Origin of the sequence: Corallococcus carmarthensis (assembly GCF_003611695.1) — a bacterium.
Classification (GTDB): domain Bacteria; phylum Myxococcota; class Myxococcia; order Myxococcales; family Myxococcaceae; genus Corallococcus; species Corallococcus carmarthensis.
The window spans coordinates 1-17,023 of sequence record NZ_RAWE01000049.1; the positions used below are offsets into that span (position 1 = coordinate 1).

The window sequence follows — 17,023 nt, forward strand, 5'->3', positions numbered from 1 at the left end:
CTCCCGTCCCTCCGCCCCGTCCTCGACGGACGCGCCCGGCCCGGGCCTGCTCGCGCTGCTGGAGGGGCTGCCGGAGGCCTTCCTCGGCGTGGACGCGGGCTGGCGCATCACCTGGCTGAGCCCGCGCATGCGCGAGCTGTTGGGGCCCCGCGTCCAGCCGGGGGACGACCTGCGCAAGAAGGTGGCGGACGTGCTGGACCTGGGCTCGCACCTGCGCCTGGACGCGCCCGCGACCGCGCAGCCGTCCGCCGCGCGCTACGAGCACCGCTGGCACGAAGGCGGCTTCTGCTTCGAGGTGTCCACCCGCCCCGTGGACGGCGGCCTGCTGGTGCACTGCCGCGACATCACCCGCGAGTTCCAGGCCCGCCACGAGTTGCAGCGCGTGGGCCAGCTCTTCCAGGCGGTGATGGAGGGCACCACCGACGCCATCTACATCAAGGACATGGAGGGCAGCTACCAGGTCATCAACTCCGCGGGCGCGCGCGCGCTGGGCCGCACCGTGTCCGAAGTGCGCGGGCGCACCGACGCGGAGCTGTTCCCGCCCGAGGAGGCCCGGGCCAACCTGAAGCATGACCGGGACGTGCTCAAGGCGGGCCACCCCCTCACCTACGAGGACGCGCAGAAGGCCCCCAGCGGGGAGCAGCGCGTGTGGATGTCCACCAAGGGCCCGCTGCGCGACCCGGAAGGCAACGTGTTCGGCCTGTTCGGCATCAGCCGCGACATCACCCAGCGCAGGTGGGCCGAGGAAGAGGTGCTCCGGCACTCCGAGTTCCAGGAGCACCTGATGGGCATCATCAGCCACGACATCCGCAGCCCGCTCGGCGCCATCATGAACTGGTCGCGCGTGCTCGCGGCCGGTGGCCCCGCGGAGGAGACGGCGCGCACCAGCCAGCGCATCGCCACCGCGGCGGTGCGCATCGAGCGGCTGACGCGCCTCTTGCTGGACTTCACCCGCGCCCGGCTGGTGGGCGGCGTGGTGATTGAACCGCGCGGCACGGACACGCAGGAGCTGCTGGCCAAGGTGGCGCACGAGTTCCGCGTGGCCTTCCCGCAGCGCGCCATCGTCGTGGAGCACAAGGGCAACACGCAGGGGCACTGGGACCCGGACCGCCTGGCGCAGGTGGTGTCCAACCTGGTGGAGAACGCCCTCAAGTACAGCCCCGCGGACGAGCCCGTGCGCCTGGCCACGCACGGCCTGCGCAACAAGGTGGTGGTGACGGTCCACAACCAGGGCCGCCCCATCCCGGAAGCCACCCTGCCCCACCTCTTCGAGCCCTTCCGCCAGGGCCCGCAGCAGACGCGCACGCTGAAGATGAGCTACGGCCTGGGGCTCTACATCGTGCGCGAAATCGTGCACGCCCACGGCGGCACCATCGAGGTCACCTCCACCGAGGGCGACGGCACCACCTTCACCGTCACGCTGCCGCGCCGCGCGCCGCCCAGGAAGGGCCCGCCGCCGCCTCCTCCTCCGCCGCCTCCCGCGCACCGCCCCTGAAGGGCCGGGCGCGGCGGCGTCCCTTCGGCTTCCTCAGACGAAGCGGGAGATGAGGGGCACCAGCTCGTCCAGCGGCGCGCTGCCGTTGGACAGGCCCGCCTCCGCCACCGCGCGCGGCATGCCGTACACCACGCAGGAGGACTCGGCCTCCGTGATGACCACGCCGCCCGCTGCGCGCAGGGCCCGCGCGCCCTTGAGCCCGTCGTCGCCCATGCCGGTCAGCACCAGCCCCAGGGCGTCCCTGCCCCAGACCTCCGCCACGCTCTGGAAGAGCACGTCCACGGAAGGGTGGTGCGGGGTGCCCAGCGGATGGCGGTCCAGGCGCGCCAGGTTCAGCGCCCCGTGACGCGCCACCTTCAGGTGGTACCCCGCGCGCGCCAGCACCGCGCGGCCCGGCACCAGCTCCAGGCCGTCGCTCGCCTCCACCACCTCCAGCGCGCTCTGCGAGTCCAGCCGCTTCGCCACCGCCTCCGTGTAGCCGGCGGGGATGTGCAGCGCGAGCACCACCGGCGCCGGGAAGTCCCTGGGCAGCGCGGACAACAGCCGCGTCAGCGCCTGCGGCCCGCCCGTGGACGTGCCCACCGCCAGGAGCTTCGGGGACGTCGCGGGCAGCGGACGCGCGGGCGGGGCGTTCACGGAGGCCTCCAGCTCGTTCGCGTAGCGCGGCACCGCGCGCCCCGCGACGCGCACCTTCTCCACCAGCTCCGCGCCCAGCTCGTAGAGCCGGTCCGTGGCGAGCGCCGTGGGCTTGTGCACCATGTCCACCGCGCCCGCCTGGAGCGCGGCCACCGCCAGCTCGCTGTCCGTGCCCGCGCTGCTCACCACCACCACGCGCGGCGCATCCGGCATTCCGGACAGCGCGCGCAGGAAGCCCGTCCCGTCCAGCGACGGCATCACCAGGTCCAGGGTGATGACGTCCGGCTTGAGCTCCGCCACCCGCTCCAGCGCGTCCAGCCCGTCGCGCGCGGTGCCCACCACCTCCAGGCCCTCCGCGTCCGACAGCACCTTGCGCAGCACCTTGCGCGCGAACGCCGAGTCATCCACCACCAGCACGCGCAACGTCATGGCCCTGCCTTGCAGTAGAAGAACGACCCGCGGCGCTCCTCGCAGTGCAGCGCCGTGCCGAAGCGCATCAGCGATTCGGACGTGCCCACCACCAGGTGCCCGCCGGGCCGCAGCGTCCGGGTGAGTCCGTCCACCACGCGGCGCGCGGTGTCGTCCTGGAAGTAGATGAGCACGTTGCGGCAGAGGATGGCATCGCAGCTGCCCGGCGCCGGGTAGTTCGCGGTGTCCACCAGGTTGAGCTGCCGCCACTCCACCCGGGCCACCAGGTCCGGCCGCACGCGCGGACGGCCGTCCACCACGTCCAGCCAGCGCCCCTGCACACCCGGGGGCAGCGCGCGCAGACAGCGCAGGTTGTACTCCCCCGTTTGCGCGCGCTCCAGCGCCCGGGCGCTCAGGTCCGTGGCCAGGATGGACACGTCCTCCAGCACGCCCCGCGCGTCCAGGAGCATGGCCAGCGTGAGGGGCTCCTCGCCGGTGGCGCATGCCGCGCACCACACCCGGGGCTTCCGGCCGGCCCGGACCTCGGGCACGAGCAGCGAGTCCACCAGCACCTCCAGCGCCTGGGGCTCGCGGAAGAAGTACGTCTCGTGGACCAGCAGCGCTTCCACCAGCGAGTCCAGCACCGCGGGGCCCTTCGGGTCGTAGCGAAGGAAGTAGTAGTAGTCGAGCAGCGAGTCGAACCCGGCATCCAGCGCGCGGGTGGACAGCTTCTCCGCCAGCAGGTCCCGGTCCTCGGGCCCGTAGTGCAGGCCCGAGCGCTGCTCGATGAGCATCGCCAGGATGGCCAGGACCTGCGGGGACAGCGGCAGCGTGCTCATGGGCCGTGGCTTCTCTAGCGGCCCAGGGCCAGCAGGCAGGCGCGGCGCACTTCGGGGTCCTCGTCACGGTGGGCGGACCGGTCCAGCGCCTCGCGCGCCTCCACCGTGCCCAGCGCCGCCACCGCGGGAGCGGCGGCCCTGCGGCCCGCGGGGCTCGCGCCGATGAGCGACTGCATCAGCGCCGCCCTCGCGTCCGCCCGGCGCATGCGCGCGAGCGCCGCCACCAGCAGCGGCGCCGTCGCGTCGTCCGACACCTCCAGCGCCGCCATCAGCCCGGGCAGCCGCCCTTCCACCGGCAGCGCCAGCGCGCCCACCACCTGCTCGCGCAGCATCACGTCGCCCAGCAGTGACACCAGCTGCTGCGTCGCGTGCGTGCCCGTGCGCGTGGCGAGGAAGCCCACCGCCGCGCTGCGCACGCTGTCGTCCCGGTCTCCCGCCGCGCGCAGGAGCGCGGGCAGCGTCTCCGGCGCGTCGTATTCGGCGACCGCCGACAGGGCGACGAGCCGCGTGGCCGGGTCCTCCGAATGCACCGCCTCCAGCAGCACCGGCAGCGCGTCCGGACGCCGGGCCACGCCCAGCCCCAGGAGCGCCGCGCGGCGCACGTCCGCGTCCGTGGACGAGGCCGCCCGGCGCAGCGCCGCCATGGCGCTCTCCGTGTGCAGGTGCGCCAGCGCGTCCACCACCGCCACGCGCACCTGGCCCGCGTCGTCGTTGGCCAGCGCGACGATGGCGTCCGCGGCGGCCTCCTCGTTGAGCTTCCCCAGCGACTGGCACGCGTAGTAGCGCACCCACGGGTCGCGGTCGTTCAGGCCTCCCAGCAGCGTGGAGGTGATGCGCGCCTGCTTGTCCGTCTGGCCCAGCGCGCGCATGGCGGTGGCGCGCGTGCGCTCCGACTCGTGGCTCGCGGCGGCCAGGAGCGCGTCCACCGCGCGCGGGTCGTCGATGAAGGGCAGGCCGTAGATGGCCGCGTCGCGCAGCCGTTCATCCGGATCCCGCATGGCCGAAAGCAGCGCGTCCAGGCCGCGCGGGTAGCCGAAGTACGCCACGATGCGCAGCGCCGCCCGCCGCTGGCGCGCGTCCGCCGAGCGCGCCGCCTCCAGCGCCAGGGCCTCCGTGGTGTCGCTGCCCAGGGACTGGATGGCGCCCACCACCGCCTGCGACACGCGCGGGTCCTCGTCCGACAGCCGCGCGAACAGGGCCGGCACCGCGGACGTGTCGCCAATGCGCGACAGCGTCTCCGCCGCCAGCGCGCGCACCGTCGCGTCCCGGTCCTCCAGGCACAGGAGCACGTCCGGCACCGCCGCGGAGCGCTTGCCCACGAGCGGCAGCAGCACCCGCCTGCGCGAGCTGTCCCCCTCGCGCAGCGACTGGAGGATCTGCGCGTCAGCCTCCGCGCCCAGCTCACCCAGGGCCGCCGCGGCCGCGCGCGACACGCCCAGGTCCTGCGAATCCAACAGCTTCAAGAGCCCCGTGGCCGCGTCCGCGCCGCCCACCCAGCCCAGCAGGCGCGCCACCGCGGTCTTCTCCCCCGCGTCCGCGCCCGCGATGACCTGGGCCAGCCGGCGCCCGGTGGGGTGCGGCTCCGAGGAGGTGGAGCGCAGCACCGACGGCACCGTGCGCGCGCCGCCGAAGCGCTGCACCTGCGCGTCGTGGATTTCGACCAGCGCCACCGCCGCCACGCGCACCACCGCGTCGTTGCCGCGCTGGAGCAGCCCCACGAGCGCGGGCACTGCGGCCTCCTGGCCGGTGCGGCCCAGCGCGCGCGCCGACTCCAGGACGTAGAAGGGGTCCGACAGCAGCGCCATCAGCGCCGGCACGACGGTGGGGTCGGCCGCGCGGCCCAGCACGTCGATGGCGGGGAAGATGCGGAAGAAGTTGCCGCTGCCCAGCGAGGACAGGAGCGCGTCCACCGCCGCGCCGCCGCCCACGCGGCCCAGCGCTTCGATGGCGGCCACCGCCACGTTGTCGTCCGGGTGGACGATGAGCCGCGACAACAGCGGCACGGAGCGCCGGCTGCGCCGCCGGCCCAGCACCTGGGCGGCGTCACAGACGATGGCCGGGTTGGGGTCGTCCCCCAGCGCCTCCACCGGCCCCTCCACGTCGCCGGTGGCGGCCACCAGCGCGTCCACCGCCGCGGCGATGCGCGCCTCGTTGTCCCGGCGGTGGCAGAGCACGTCGCACAGGGGCCCCACGGCGGAAGTCCCCAGGCGCGCCAGCGCGGACACCACGGCGCGGCGCACCGCCCACGACGGCGCGTCCAGCCCGTCCACGAGCACCGGCAGACTCTCCGGGCCCCTGCGAGCCAGCTGCTCCACCTCTTCCACCCGGGCGCGGTCATCCGCGGACAGCGACAGCGGGTGTTGCTTCACTGTCGACCCTGTCACGTGGGCTGCTCCCGCGTATTTCGTGGCGTCCCTGACTCCTGGGCGCCCAGGAGCCCGCTCAAGTGGGCCAGTCCCTCCACCTGCTCCCCGTTCAGCCGCGCCAGCTGCCCCAGCCGGCCCGCGACCTCCCGCACCTCGTGGGCGGTGGCGGCCGTGGAGCGCGCCTGCTGGGCGGTGGTGACGGCGATCTCCCGCGCCCGCGTCCGCATCTCCTCCACGGACCGGCCCAGCTGTTCGGTCACGGTGGCCTGCTCCTGCACCGCCTTGGCCACCACCGCAGCGCCGGAGGCCTGCTTCGCGGTGGACGTGGTGAGCATGCTCAGCGCCTCTGACTGCTCATCCAGCGCGCGCGCGGTCGTCTTCGCCACCCGGCGCACCTCCTCCGCGCCGCGCACCAGCGACGTGAGCGCCTGGGCCTGCTCCTCCGTGGCGCGCGTCACCTCCTTGGCCAGGTTCGCCACCTGGCGGCTGGCCACCTCGCCCTGCTTGAGGGCGCGGGCCTGCTCCGCCATGGCGCGCGTGGACTGGGCCACCTCCTTGCGCGTGGCCTCCATGGCGCGCGTCACCTCCTGCGCGGCCTTGGCCTGCTCCGCGATGCCGGTGAGCGTGCGCTGCGTGGAGGACGCCACCTCCTGCGCCGTGGCCCCCAGCACCGCCACCTGCTGGCCCTGCGCCATCACCGCGCCGCTCACGCCCTGCACCAGCTGGCGCATCTGCGCCGTGCTCCGGGCCAGGTCCGTGGCGGCCTGCGCCTGCTCCTGCATCGCGCGCGACACCTTCTCCGCCACCTCCGTCAGCTGGGTGTTGGAGCGCACCGCGTCGCGCAGCGCCTTGGCCTGGTCCTGGGTGGCCTGGGTGGTCTGCCGCGCCATGCGCCGCATCTCCGTGCCACCCTGGTTCAGCGCCTGCGCGGCCTGCGCCTGCTCCACCGAGGACGCGGCGATGAGCCGTCCCTGCTCGCTCACCTTCGCCGTGGCCTGCACCAGCGCCTGCACCGCCTGCACCTGCTCCGTCGACGCACGCGACGCCTCGCGCACGTTCTGGCCCAGGTCGTCCACCCCCTTGAGGATGGTGCCCAGCGCCCGCTCCGCGTCGCCCGCCAGCGCCGCGCCCTCGTCCGCCGCGCGCACGCCCTCGCCGGTGGCCGCCGCCGCCTCGCGCGCCGTCGTCTGGAGGCCCCGGACAATCTTCGCGACGTCGCTGCTGGCCGCCGCCGCGCGGTCCGCCAGGGCGCGGATCTCCTCCGCCACCACCGCGAAGCCGCGGCCGTGTTCCCCGGCGCGCGCCGCCTCGATGCTGGCGTTGAGCGACAGGAGGTTGGTGCGGTCCGCGATGAGGTTGATGGTCTGCACGATGTCGCCAATCTCCTCGGCGCGCCGGCCCATCTCCTTCATCACCCCGGACGACTCCACGATGGACTGGCGGATGCGGCCGAAGCCCGCGATGGAGCGCGCCACGGTGACGCCGCCCTCGCGCGCGCTCGTGCCCACGCGCTCCGCCGCCAGCCGCGCCTCTTCCGTCAGCTGCGCCGCGCGCCGGGTGGACGACTCCAGCTGCGAGGACGCGGTGGCGCTGGTGGACGCCAGGCCATTGATGCTCTCCGCCGCGCGCGCCACCGCCTGGGCGGAGCGCGACAGCTGTTCGATGGTGGCCGCGTTGGTGTCCACCACGGCGGCGTTCTTCTCCGCGGTGGCGGCCACCTCCTCCACGCTGGCGGCCACCTCCTGCACGGTGGACGCGGTGGTGAGGGCGCTCGCCTCCAGGGCGCGCGTGTGCTCCGCGACGCCGCGCGTGCTGCGCGCCACCTGTTCGGTGGCGGCGGCCGTCTCCTCCACGCTGGAGGCCATGGTGGCCGCGTCGCGGCCCACGTCCTGGAGCGTCTTGCCCAGGGACACGACGGCGCCGGACACCTGCCCCATGCGCTCGCCCACGCCCTGCGCGTCGGCGGACAGGCGGGTGATGCCCTTGGACATCTCCTCGATGGTGGCGGCGACCTCTTCCGTGGTGGCGGCGCTCGTCTGGTTGCGCGACACCAGGTCCTCCACCGTGGCGGTCATCTCCTGCATGCTCGCCAGCAGCTCCTCGCTGGAGGCGGCCAGCTCCTCCGCGTTGGCGCTCACGCCCTTCACGGAGCGAGCCACCTCTTCCAGCGTGGTGGCCGTCACGTCCGCGCTGGTGGCGAGCGTGCCCGCGTCCTTGCGCACGCCGGACACCGACGCGGTGATCTCCTGCATCGTGCCCGCGGTGGCCTCCACCTCCTGCTGCACGCTGCGCGCGGAGGCGCTCACCGCGCCCTGGTTGCGCACCAGCGACTGCACCGCGGCGCTCGTCTCCTCCACCTGCGCGGCCACGGACTCGATGGCGATGCGCACCTGCTCGCCCGCCGCGGCCTGCTCGTTGCCCGCGGAGGCCAGCCGGGACGCGAGCTGCTCCGTGGACTTCACCAGGCCCGCGCCCTCCTCCACCTGGAGCGTGGTGCGCTCCGCCAGCGCCCGCGCATCCGCCAGCCGCACGCTGTTACCGTTGTCCGTCGACATCCGCTGTCTCCTCCCCTACCACGCGGGGAAAATCGATGAGCATCACCAGCCGCTGACCCACCTGCGCCACGGCCTTCACGAAACCCTTCGCGCCCTCCACCACCATGGGTGGGGGCGGCTGGATGGTGCGCGGGTCCAGCTTCAACACCTCGCGCGCGCTGTCCACGAGCAACCCCACCGTGCGCTCGCCCAGCTGTCCCACCACCACCCGCGAATCCAGCGACGGCGTCCCCGCGGGCAGCCCGAAGCGCATGCGGGCGTCCACCACCGGGATGACCCGGCCGCGCACCTGCACCAGTCCCGCCACGTGCGCGGGGGCGCCCGGCACCGGCGTCGCGCCGGTGAAGGACTCCATCTGCACCACGTCCGCCGCGGGCATCGCGTATTCCGTCCCGTCCACCTTGAACAGCACGTGCAGCACGTTCATGACACCCACTCCCCTGACCGTGACGGCGCACGCTTGCGGCGGCCTGCTCGCGCGGCGCCAAGCGCACCCAGGTCCAGCACCAGCGTGGGCTGGCCGTCACCCAGGTCCGTGGCGCCGGCCACGCCGGGCACGCGAACCAGCGGATCCTCCAGCGGCCGCAGGACGATCTCCTGCTGCCCCAGGAGCCGGTCCACCGCGAAGGCCACCGGCTCCCCGCGCTGCCGCACGATGAGCGCCTTGGTCCCCCGGCCCGCGTCCCCGTCCGCGGACGCAGCGCCGTCCAGCAGCCGCGCCAGCGACACCAGCGGCACCGCCGCGCCCCGGCGCTCCACCAGCCCCAGGCCGTCCGCGCCCGCGGGACGCACCACGCTCCCCACGTCGATGAGCTCCTCCACCGTGCCCACCGCGACCGCGTAACGGCGGCCCGCGCACTCGAAGACGATGGCGTCCATCAGCGTCACCGTGAGGGGGACGCTGAGGGTGAAGGTGGTGCCCGCGCCCTTGCGCGTCTCCATGCGCAGCTCGCCGCCCAGCTGCTCCACGACGATGCGCCGCACGATGTCCATGCCCATGCCCCGGCCGCTGGTGCGCGTGGCCTCCTGGCGCGTGGACAGGCCGGGCCGGCACAAGAGGTCCAAGAGCGCGTCCACGGAGTCCGGCACGGGGGCGTTCGCCGCCTTCGCCACCGCCTTCGCGTCCACACCCCGCCCGTCGTCGCGCAGGGTGAGCTCCAGCTGGCCGCTGGCGCGCGCATGGCAGGTGAGGCGCACCAATCCCTCCGGAGCCTTGCCCGCGGCCTGGCGCTCCTCGGGCAGCTCCAGCGCGTGGTCCACGGCGTTGCGCACCAGGTGCACCAGCGCGGGCAGCAGCCGGTCCGCCACCGCCTTGTCCAGCTCCGCGTCGCCCACGTCCAGCTCCAGCCGCACCGCCTTGCCCGTGGCGCGGCGCAGGCCCCGCACCAGCAGGGGCAGCCGCTCCAGCACGTCGCCCACGCGCACCATGCGCAGGCGCAGGATGGCCGAGCGCAGGTCGCGCAGCTGGCGGCCGTTCTCCTGGAGGATGGCGGTGAGCTCGCGCGTGGGCGCGCCCGCCTGGGTGAGCGCCGCCACCGCGCGCGTCAGCCGGGAGCGGTTGACGACGAGCGCCGCCAGCCACTCCATGGCCTCGTCCAGCCGGGACACCTCCACGCGCAGCAGGCCTCCGCCCCGGCGCACCTCCGGCTCGTCCAGCTCTTCTTCCAGGCCCGCGGCGCCCGGCGGGACAGCGCTGGCGGGCAGGACCGCGCTCCCCGGGGCCACGTCCACCGCCGCGGGCTCCGCGGACGCGGGCGCCTCCAGCGAGCGCACCACGGCGGGCGGGCCGCCCACGGCCTCCAGCAGCGCGGCGTCTTCCGCGCGGGTGATGAGCAGCAGCGCGAACGCGAGCGACGCGCCCCCCGCGGCGGCGCCGGACAGGGGCAGCACCTTCACGATGTCCGCGAGCTTCGCCACGCGCTCGCGCACGGTGTTGATGTTGAGGCCCTTCGCGGCGCGCTCCGACGACGGCACGAAGTCCAGCCGCAGCGCGCGCTGGCCACCGGACAGGCCGCCCTCCAGCTGCTCGCGCTCGGACGGGGCCAGGCGGGAGGCGAACGCGGCCTCCGCGTCCAGCATCACCGGCCGGGCCCGCTTGGGGGCCGCGTCCAGCACCTGGGGTCCCAATGCCTCCAGCCGCTCCAGCAGGTTCGCGGGCGCGGGCGACGCGACCTTCCCGGCGCCCAGCTGCCGCACGCGCACCTCGATGGCGCGCAGGCCTTCCACCAGGGGCTCCACGCTGGACTCGGGCAGCCGTCCGCCGGCCTGATCCGCCAGCCGCAGGGACGCCTCCATCCAGTGCGCCAGGGAGACGACGGGCTCCACGTCCACCATGGCGGACAGGCCCTTGAGCGTGTGCAGCGCGCGGAACAGCTCGCGCACGGCGCGCGGCTGGGCCAGCCCCTTGCGCACGGCCTCCTCCACCGCGAGCAGGTCCTTCTGTGCGGAGGCGAGCAGCTCATCCACCTCCGCCAGGTAGGCGGGGAGGAACTCCGCGAACTCCCCGGTCCCGCTCACCCGCGCGGCGCCTCGGCCGGGGTCTTCTCCAAGAGGGCGCGGGCGGCGCCCTGGATGGAGTCCGGCGTGAAGGGCTTGGTCATGAAGCGGTTCGCGCCCGCCTGGAGCGCGCGCTCGCGGGACGCCTCGTCGCCACGGGTGGTGACGATGATGATGGGCAGGTTGCGCAGGTGGTCCTGGCCGCGCACGAACTCCACCACCTCGATGCCCCCGATGTCCGGCATGTTGAGGTCCAGCACCAGCAGGTCGTACGGCTTGAGCGACAGCTGCTCGATGGCTTCCAACCCGCTGGAGGCCTGCGTGAAGCGGCTGTCCGGATAGGGCCGCAGGCAGGCGACCACCATCTCGCGCATCACCTTGCTGTCATCGACGACGAGTACCTCGGGCATGGCGTCCTCTGGAAACGACCGGCCAAGCTAGATCGATTCCGACCCGCTGAAAGAAATGAGTCATCAGGCATGTGTTGAACGTTGGCTGGTCCACGCCCGCGCTGGACGATCTGCCACGGCGGGCAACGGGGCGCCACGTCCGCCCGCACATCCGGCACCCTGTCCGCTCCTGCTTTTCCGCTCCGGGAACCGACTTCCTCCATGCGCCCGCCTCCCACGCCCGCCGCCTCCTTCCCACGCCCGCCGGGTCCTCTCCCGCACGACCCGGGACCCGCACCTTGCGTCTGGGTGGTGGACGACAGCGCCAGCGAGGCGCGCTTCATCAAGACGGCGCTGGGAACAGGCTTCCAGGTGGAGACCTTCCCGGACGGCGCGGCCATGCTCGAAAGGCTGCACGCCGGGCGGGCGCCGGACGTGGTGGTGCTGGACTGGGAGATGCCGGGGATGTCCGGCCCGGAGGTCTGCCAGTTCCTGCGAGGCCAGCCGCAGACGCAGGCCCTGCCGGTGCTGCTGCTCACCGCGCACAGCCGGCCGGAGGACCTGGTGCAGGGCCTGCGCGCGGGCGCCAACGACTACGTGGCCAAGCCCTTCCGCACGGAGGAGGTGCGCGCGCGGGTGGACGCGCTCGCGCGCACCAAGCGGCTGGTGGACGACGTGCGCCGCACCAGCGAGGAGAAGGCGGAGGTGTTCGCGCAGCTGGACGCGCTCCTCACGTCCTCGCCCGTGGGGCTGTCGCTGATGGACCGCGACCTGCGCTTCGTGCGCGTCAACGCGCGCATGGCGAAGCTGGACGGGCTGAGCGTGGACGACTATCCGGGCAGGACGCTGGCCCAGGTGCTGCCCCAGTTCGCCGCACGGCTGGAGCCCCTGCTCCGCCGCGTCATGGAGACGGGCGAGCCCGCGGAGGAGCTGGGCTTCACGCTGGAGCGGCCGGACGCGCCCGGTGGACACCTGCACGTGATGGCCAGCTACCACCCGGTGCGCACCGCCCGGGGGGAGGTGGTGGGCGTGGGCAGCGTGCTGGTGGACGTCACCCGGCACAAGCAGGCGGAAGCGGAGCTGCGCGCGTCCGCGGAGTTCCGCGAGCGGTTCCTGGGCATCGTGGGCCACGACCTGCGCAACCCCCTCAACTCCATCCGCATGGGCGCCAGCTACCTCGTCGCCAGCGAGCAGCTGCCCCCGCCGCTGGTGCGCACCGCCAGCCGCATCATCAGCAGCACGGACCGGATGACGCGGATGATCACCGAGCTGCTGGACTTCACCCGCAGCCGGCTGGGCGGCGGCATCCCGCTGGCGCCGGGCACCACGGACCTGGGCCAGGTGGCGCGTCAGGTGGTGGAGGAGCTGGAGCTGGTGCACCCGCACCGCACCGTGAAGGTGACGGCCACGGGCCCGCTCACCGGCCACTGGGACGCCGACCGGCTGGCGCAGGTCCTGAGCAACCTGGTGGGCAACGCCCTCCAGTACAGCCCGGCGGAGGGCACGGTGGAGCTGGTGCTCGCGGGCGAGCCGGAGCAGGCCGTCGTGCGGGTGAGCAACCCCGGAGAGGCCATCCACCCGGAGGAGCTGGCGCTGCTCTTCCACCCCTTCCAGCGCGCGCGCACGGGCGCCCACGTGCCGTCGGGCCTGGGCCTGGGCCTCTTCATCTCCGACCAGATTGCCCGCGGCCACCGGGGCATGCTGAGCGTCTCGTCGGACGCGGAGCGCACGGTCTTCACCCTGACGCTGCCGCGCGGAAGCGCATGAGTCCTGGCGGACGCACTCCTCCCCGCTCCCGTGCTTCCCGGCCATCCGGCCGTGCGAGCCCCTTGGAAACGCCCGGGCCCGTGCCCTACCGTGCGTGTGTGTCCACGCCGCAACGCCACGCCCCCCTGCTCCTCGTCGAGAACAACGAAGACGTCCGCGAGGCGCTGCGGGAGATCCTGGAGTCGGAGGGCTACCGCGTCCACACGGCGGTGAACGGCCATGATGCGTTGAGCGTGCTGGCGAAGCTGGAGCGGATGCCCGCCCTCATCCTGCTGGACCTGGTGATGCCGGTGATGGATGGCCACGCCTTCATCGAACACCTGCGCGGCACGGGCGCGCTCGCGCTGACGCGGGTGCTGGTGCTGACGGCGCACCCCACCCTGCCGCTGCCGCAAGGGGTCTCCGGACGGCTGGGCAAGCCGGTGAAGCTGGAGGCGCTGCTGGACGCCATCGCCGTGCACTCCGCACCGGAGTGACCTGACCGCCTCAGGCGGCGGCGGGGCAGTGCCGCGCCACCATGCGCAGCAACTCCGCGATGTCCACGGGCTTGCGCAACAGGCCCACCGTGCCCGGGGGCGCCTTGGCGGAGAAGTGGGCGGTGAGCATCAGCACCGGCAGCTCTCGGTGGCGCTCGTCCTCGCGCAGCCGGTGGAGGAACTCCAGCCCGTCCATCACCGGCATCATCAGGTCCAGCAACACCAGACAGGGGTGTTGCTGGGTGGCCAGGACGTCCAGGGCGGCCTGGCCGTTGGCGGCCTGGAGCACCGTGTAGTCCTCCATCTCCAGCAGCTCCGCCACGACCTCGCGCAGATCCGGTTCGTCATCGACGATGAGGATGGTGGAACGCGGGGTCTCTCTGCGCACCGCGGCAGCCTACGCACGTCGAGACGCGAGCGCCATGAATGACGTGCCTCCCTGCCCTCACCGCGCGCACCGGCTTCTCGCGGTGCGGGCCCCCGCCCGTCCGCCTGTTGGGAATCCCAGGAGAAAACAGGGTGTCCCGTTGCACCTGGGAGCCCGAGCCCCTACCCCCTTCTCTACGGGCCCATGAACCTCATCGCGGACTTCATCGAAGCGAACCTGGACGTCCTGGTGAGGCGCTTCGCGGAAGCCGCGCGAGGGCTGGAGAGCACGCAGGGACTGAAGCCGTCGGAGCTCATCTCCACGCTGCCGGAGTACCTCCACGCGGTGGCGGCCATCTGCCGGCACGGCGCCACGCCGGAGCGCCTGGAGACGCGGGCGCGCCTGGAGGAGGCGCACATCAACCTGCGCCTGCGCGTGGGCGCCACGCAGGAGGACGCGACGGACGAGTACACGCTCCTGGGCCGGCTCATCCCCCAGCTCTGGGAGGACGTGCGGCCGGAGCGCAAACCCACCGCCGACGACCTCCAGTGCCTCTTCCAGCAGTTGGAGAAGGCCATGGACCACGTGGTGGTCCTCTTCTCCGGCTACTCGCTGGAGGACCGGCAGCGCGAGAAGCGCTTCCTGCGCCAGATGGACGCGCTGGCGCCCCAGTGGTTGGAGTCGCGCGCGGATCCGCGGGGCCTGCTCAGGCCCCTGGTGGAGCTCATCGTCCGCGCGCTGGAGGCCACCGGCGCGGAGCTGTTCCTCATGGACGCGGGGGGCCGGAGGATGGTCCCCATCGCGCACACGGAGCACTCCGTCGTCGCCCCCGGCCGGTCGGTGGATGCGCAGGGGCCGTCCTTCCTGGGCCGCGTGGCCCGTTCGGAGGAGCCGCTCGTGCTGGCGCAGGCGCGGGGCCTGGAGGACTTCGAACGGGAAGGGCTGGACGCCACCGGGTGGAGCACGCTGCTGGGCCTGCGGCTGTGGCCCCATGGCGACCTGATGGGAGTCCTGTGCGTGGGTTTCGCGGAGGCCCGGCCGGTCCCGCCGCAGACCAAGCGCTTCCTGGAGACGCTGGTGGAGTACCTCTCCGGCATCCTCGACCGGGCCCTGCTCATGGGACAGCTGCACGAAGCCAACGTGCGGCTGGAGGCGTCCGAGACGCGCTACCGGCTGGCCAGCCAGGCGGCCGCGGACACCGTCTGGGATTGGAACCTCCTCACCGAGGAGGTGACCTGGAGCGGAGAGACGCTCAAGCTGCTCGGCTTCGCGCCAGGCGAGACAGGGCCCACGGCGGACTGGTGGGTCGAGCGCATCCACCCCGAGGACCGGGAGCGGGTCGTGCACGGCATCCACGCGGCCATCCAGGGCATCCAGGCGCGCTGGCAGGACGAGTACCGGTTCCTCAACCGCCAGGGCGACATCGTGCGGGTGCTCGACACGGGCGTCATCCTGCGCGACGCGGAAGGCCGGGGCGTGCGCATGGTGGGCGCCATGCAGGACGTCACCTCCCGGCGGGAGGCGGAGAACGGACACGAGCAGCTGCTCCAGGAGGCCCGCACCGCGCGCGTCCAGGCGGACACGGCGCTGAGCCAGCTGCGCGCGCTCTTGCAACAGGCGCCCGTCGCGCTCTCCATCTTCCGGGGCCCCGCGCACGTCGTGGAGCTGGCCAACGACCGCGTCTGCCAGCTCTGGGGCCGCCCTTGCGACCAGGTCCTGGGCCGTCCCATCCTCGAAGCGCTGCCGGAAGTGGCGGGCCAGGGCATCCGGGAGCTGCTGGATGGCGTGCTCGCCACGGGCAGGCCCTACGTGGGCCATGAGCTGCGCGTGCGGCTCGCGAGGGCCGCGGGCGGAGCCCTGGAGGACGCGTACTTCAACCTCATCTACCAGCCACTGCGCGAGGCGGAGGTCGGCTTCGAGGGCATCCTCGTCGTCGCCAACGAGGTCACCGAGGCCGTGCGGGCCCGTCAACGGGCGGAGTCCCTGGCGGCCACGCTCAAGGCCAGCGAGGAGCGCCTGCGGCTGGCCCTGGACGCGGCGGACATGGGCAGCTGGGACATCGAACCCGCCACCGGCCGGGCCACCTGGGACGCGCGCTTCCGCGCCATGCTGGGCCTGCCCGCCGAAGGCGACGTGACGCTCGACGAGGCCATGCAGTTCGTCCTCGATGAGGACCGGCGACAGGTGCTGCACGCGATGACGGAGGCCTCCCGGCTGGGGGGCTCCGGCGAGTACGCGAGCGAGTTCCGCGTGCGGCCTCTCCATGGCGGCCAGCCCGTGCGGTGGATCTCCGGACGGGGCCACTTCCACTTCGGGCCGGACGGCCGGCCCGTGCGCTTCGTGGGCACGGGGCTGGACGTGACGGAGCGCAAGCTCGCGGAGGAGACAGCGCGTCAGCGCGCGGAGTTCGAGCAGTACCTGGTGGGCATCGTGTCGCACGACCTGCGCAACCCGCTGAGCGCCATCATCCTGGGCACGACGTCGCTGCTCCGGCGCGACGACCTGAACGAGCGCGCGACGAAGGCCGTGCTGCGCATCCAGACCGCCGCGGAGCGCGCGGTGCGGATGATCCGCGACCTGCTGGACTTCACCCAGGCACGTCTGGGTGGCGGCATTCCGGTGCATTGCCAGGACCTGGAGCTGGGCGCGCTGGTGCGGCAGGGGGTGGAGGAGGTGCGGATGACCGTTCCGGAGCGCGTCGTCCAGACGTCCCTGCCCGCGAAGATGCTCCAGGGGTGCTGGGACCCGGACCGCATCACGCAGGTGCTCACCAACCTGCTGGGCAACGCGCTGAAGTATTCGCCGGAAGGCACGCCCGTGTCGGTGCGCCTGCGGGAGGCGCCCGGGAGCATCCTGCTGGAGGTGCACAACGCGGGAGCCCCCATCGCCTCCGACCTGCTGCCCCGCATCTTCCAGCCCATGCAGCGAGGGGAACCGGGCGTGGACGCGGCGACGCGCAGCGTGGGCCTGGGGCTCTACATCGTGCGGACCATCGTGCATGCGCACGGCGGCACCATCGACGTGACGTCCACGCAGGAAGCGGGCACGACGTTCACGGTGAGGCTGCCGCGCGCCGGCGCGAAACCGGCACCCTGCGTGTAGGGCCCGACGACACGGTGGCGACGCCCGGCGCCACCGTGTTAGTGAACCCGCAGCCACTCGACGCCCCGATGGCGGCACGACCTCGCGTCGTGACCGTAGGGGGTCCTCGGGTGGCCTTTGTCGGCTG

At 73.6% G+C, this 17,023-nt stretch carries 12 protein-coding genes; 4 read left to right on the plus strand and 8 right to left on the minus strand.

The window, feature by feature from the left end:
* The coding region (locus tag D7X32_RS15740; protein ID WP_120603363.1) for a sensor histidine kinase at nt 1-1,495 on the plus strand (1,495 nt) is incomplete at its 5' end.
* 33 nt (nt 1,496-1,528) lie between these two features.
* On the opposite strand, the gene cheB is transcribed toward D7X32_RS15740, so the two are convergent.
* From cheB to D7X32_RS15775, 7 genes are read right to left on the minus strand one after another with little or no spacing between them, the layout of a single operon-like run.
* Complete coding sequence (gene cheB / locus D7X32_RS15745; RefSeq protein WP_120603364.1) at nt 1,529-2,560, minus strand: chemotaxis-specific protein-glutamate methyltransferase CheB; 1,032 nt, start codon at nt 2,558-2,560, stop codon at nt 1,529-1,531.
* Nucleotides 2,557-3,378 (minus strand): CheR family methyltransferase, encoded by an 822-nt coding sequence (locus tag D7X32_RS15750; protein ID WP_120603365.1) that lies wholly within the window; start codon nt 3,376-3,378, stop codon nt 2,557-2,559. The genes cheB and D7X32_RS15750 overlap by 4 nt, the downstream gene beginning before the upstream one ends.
* Nucleotides 3,379-3,392: 14 nt before the next feature.
* Nucleotides 3,393-5,762: a HEAT repeat domain-containing protein gene (locus tag D7X32_RS15755; RefSeq protein ID WP_120603366.1), complete on the minus strand. Its 2,370-nt coding sequence runs from the start codon at nt 5,760-5,762 to the stop codon at nt 3,393-3,395.
* Complete coding sequence (locus D7X32_RS15760; RefSeq protein WP_120603367.1) at nt 5,759-8,299, minus strand: methyl-accepting chemotaxis protein; 2,541 nt, start codon at nt 8,297-8,299, stop codon at nt 5,759-5,761. Before D7X32_RS15760 ends, D7X32_RS15755 begins: the two co-directional genes overlap by 4 nt.
* The gene (locus tag D7X32_RS15765; protein ID WP_120603368.1) at nt 8,280-8,726 is read right to left on the minus strand and encodes a chemotaxis protein CheW; all 447 of its coding nucleotides are present in this window, start codon (nt 8,724-8,726) and stop codon (nt 8,280-8,282) included. Before D7X32_RS15765 ends, D7X32_RS15760 begins: the two co-directional genes overlap by 20 nt.
* Nucleotides 8,723-10,816, minus strand: a complete 2,094-nt coding sequence (locus tag D7X32_RS15770; protein ID WP_120603369.1) for a chemotaxis protein CheA — start codon at nt 10,814-10,816, stop codon at nt 8,723-8,725. The genes D7X32_RS15765 and D7X32_RS15770 overlap by 4 nt, the downstream gene beginning before the upstream one ends.
* The gene (locus D7X32_RS15775) at nt 10,813-11,205 is read right to left on the minus strand and encodes a response regulator (protein ID WP_120603370.1); all 393 of its coding nucleotides are present in this window, start codon (nt 11,203-11,205) and stop codon (nt 10,813-10,815) included. Before D7X32_RS15775 ends, D7X32_RS15770 begins: the two co-directional genes overlap by 4 nt.
* Before the next feature lie 291 nt (nt 11,206-11,496).
* Here D7X32_RS15775 and D7X32_RS15780 point away from each other — a divergent pair, with 291 nt between their 5' ends.
* Nucleotides 11,497-12,951, plus strand: coding sequence for a response regulator (locus tag D7X32_RS15780; protein WP_158625693.1), 1,455 nt, complete (start codon nt 11,497-11,499; stop codon nt 12,949-12,951).
* Nucleotides 12,952-13,031: 80 nt separating this feature from the next.
* Nucleotides 13,032-13,427, plus strand: coding sequence for a response regulator (locus tag D7X32_RS15785; protein WP_158625694.1), 396 nt, complete (start codon nt 13,032-13,034; stop codon nt 13,425-13,427).
* Nucleotides 13,428-13,437: 10 nt separating this feature from the next.
* On the opposite strand, the gene D7X32_RS15790 is transcribed toward D7X32_RS15785, so the two are convergent.
* The gene (locus D7X32_RS15790) at nt 13,438-13,815 is read right to left on the minus strand and encodes a response regulator (RefSeq protein WP_120603373.1); all 378 of its coding nucleotides are present in this window, start codon (nt 13,813-13,815) and stop codon (nt 13,438-13,440) included.
* Between the two features lie 183 nt (nt 13,816-13,998).
* On the opposite strand from D7X32_RS15790, the gene D7X32_RS15795 reads away from it, so the two are divergent.
* Nucleotides 13,999-16,896, plus strand: coding sequence for a sensor histidine kinase (locus D7X32_RS15795; RefSeq protein ID WP_120603374.1), 2,898 nt, complete (start codon nt 13,999-14,001; stop codon nt 16,894-16,896).
* Nucleotides 16,897-17,023: the final 127 nt, after the last annotated feature.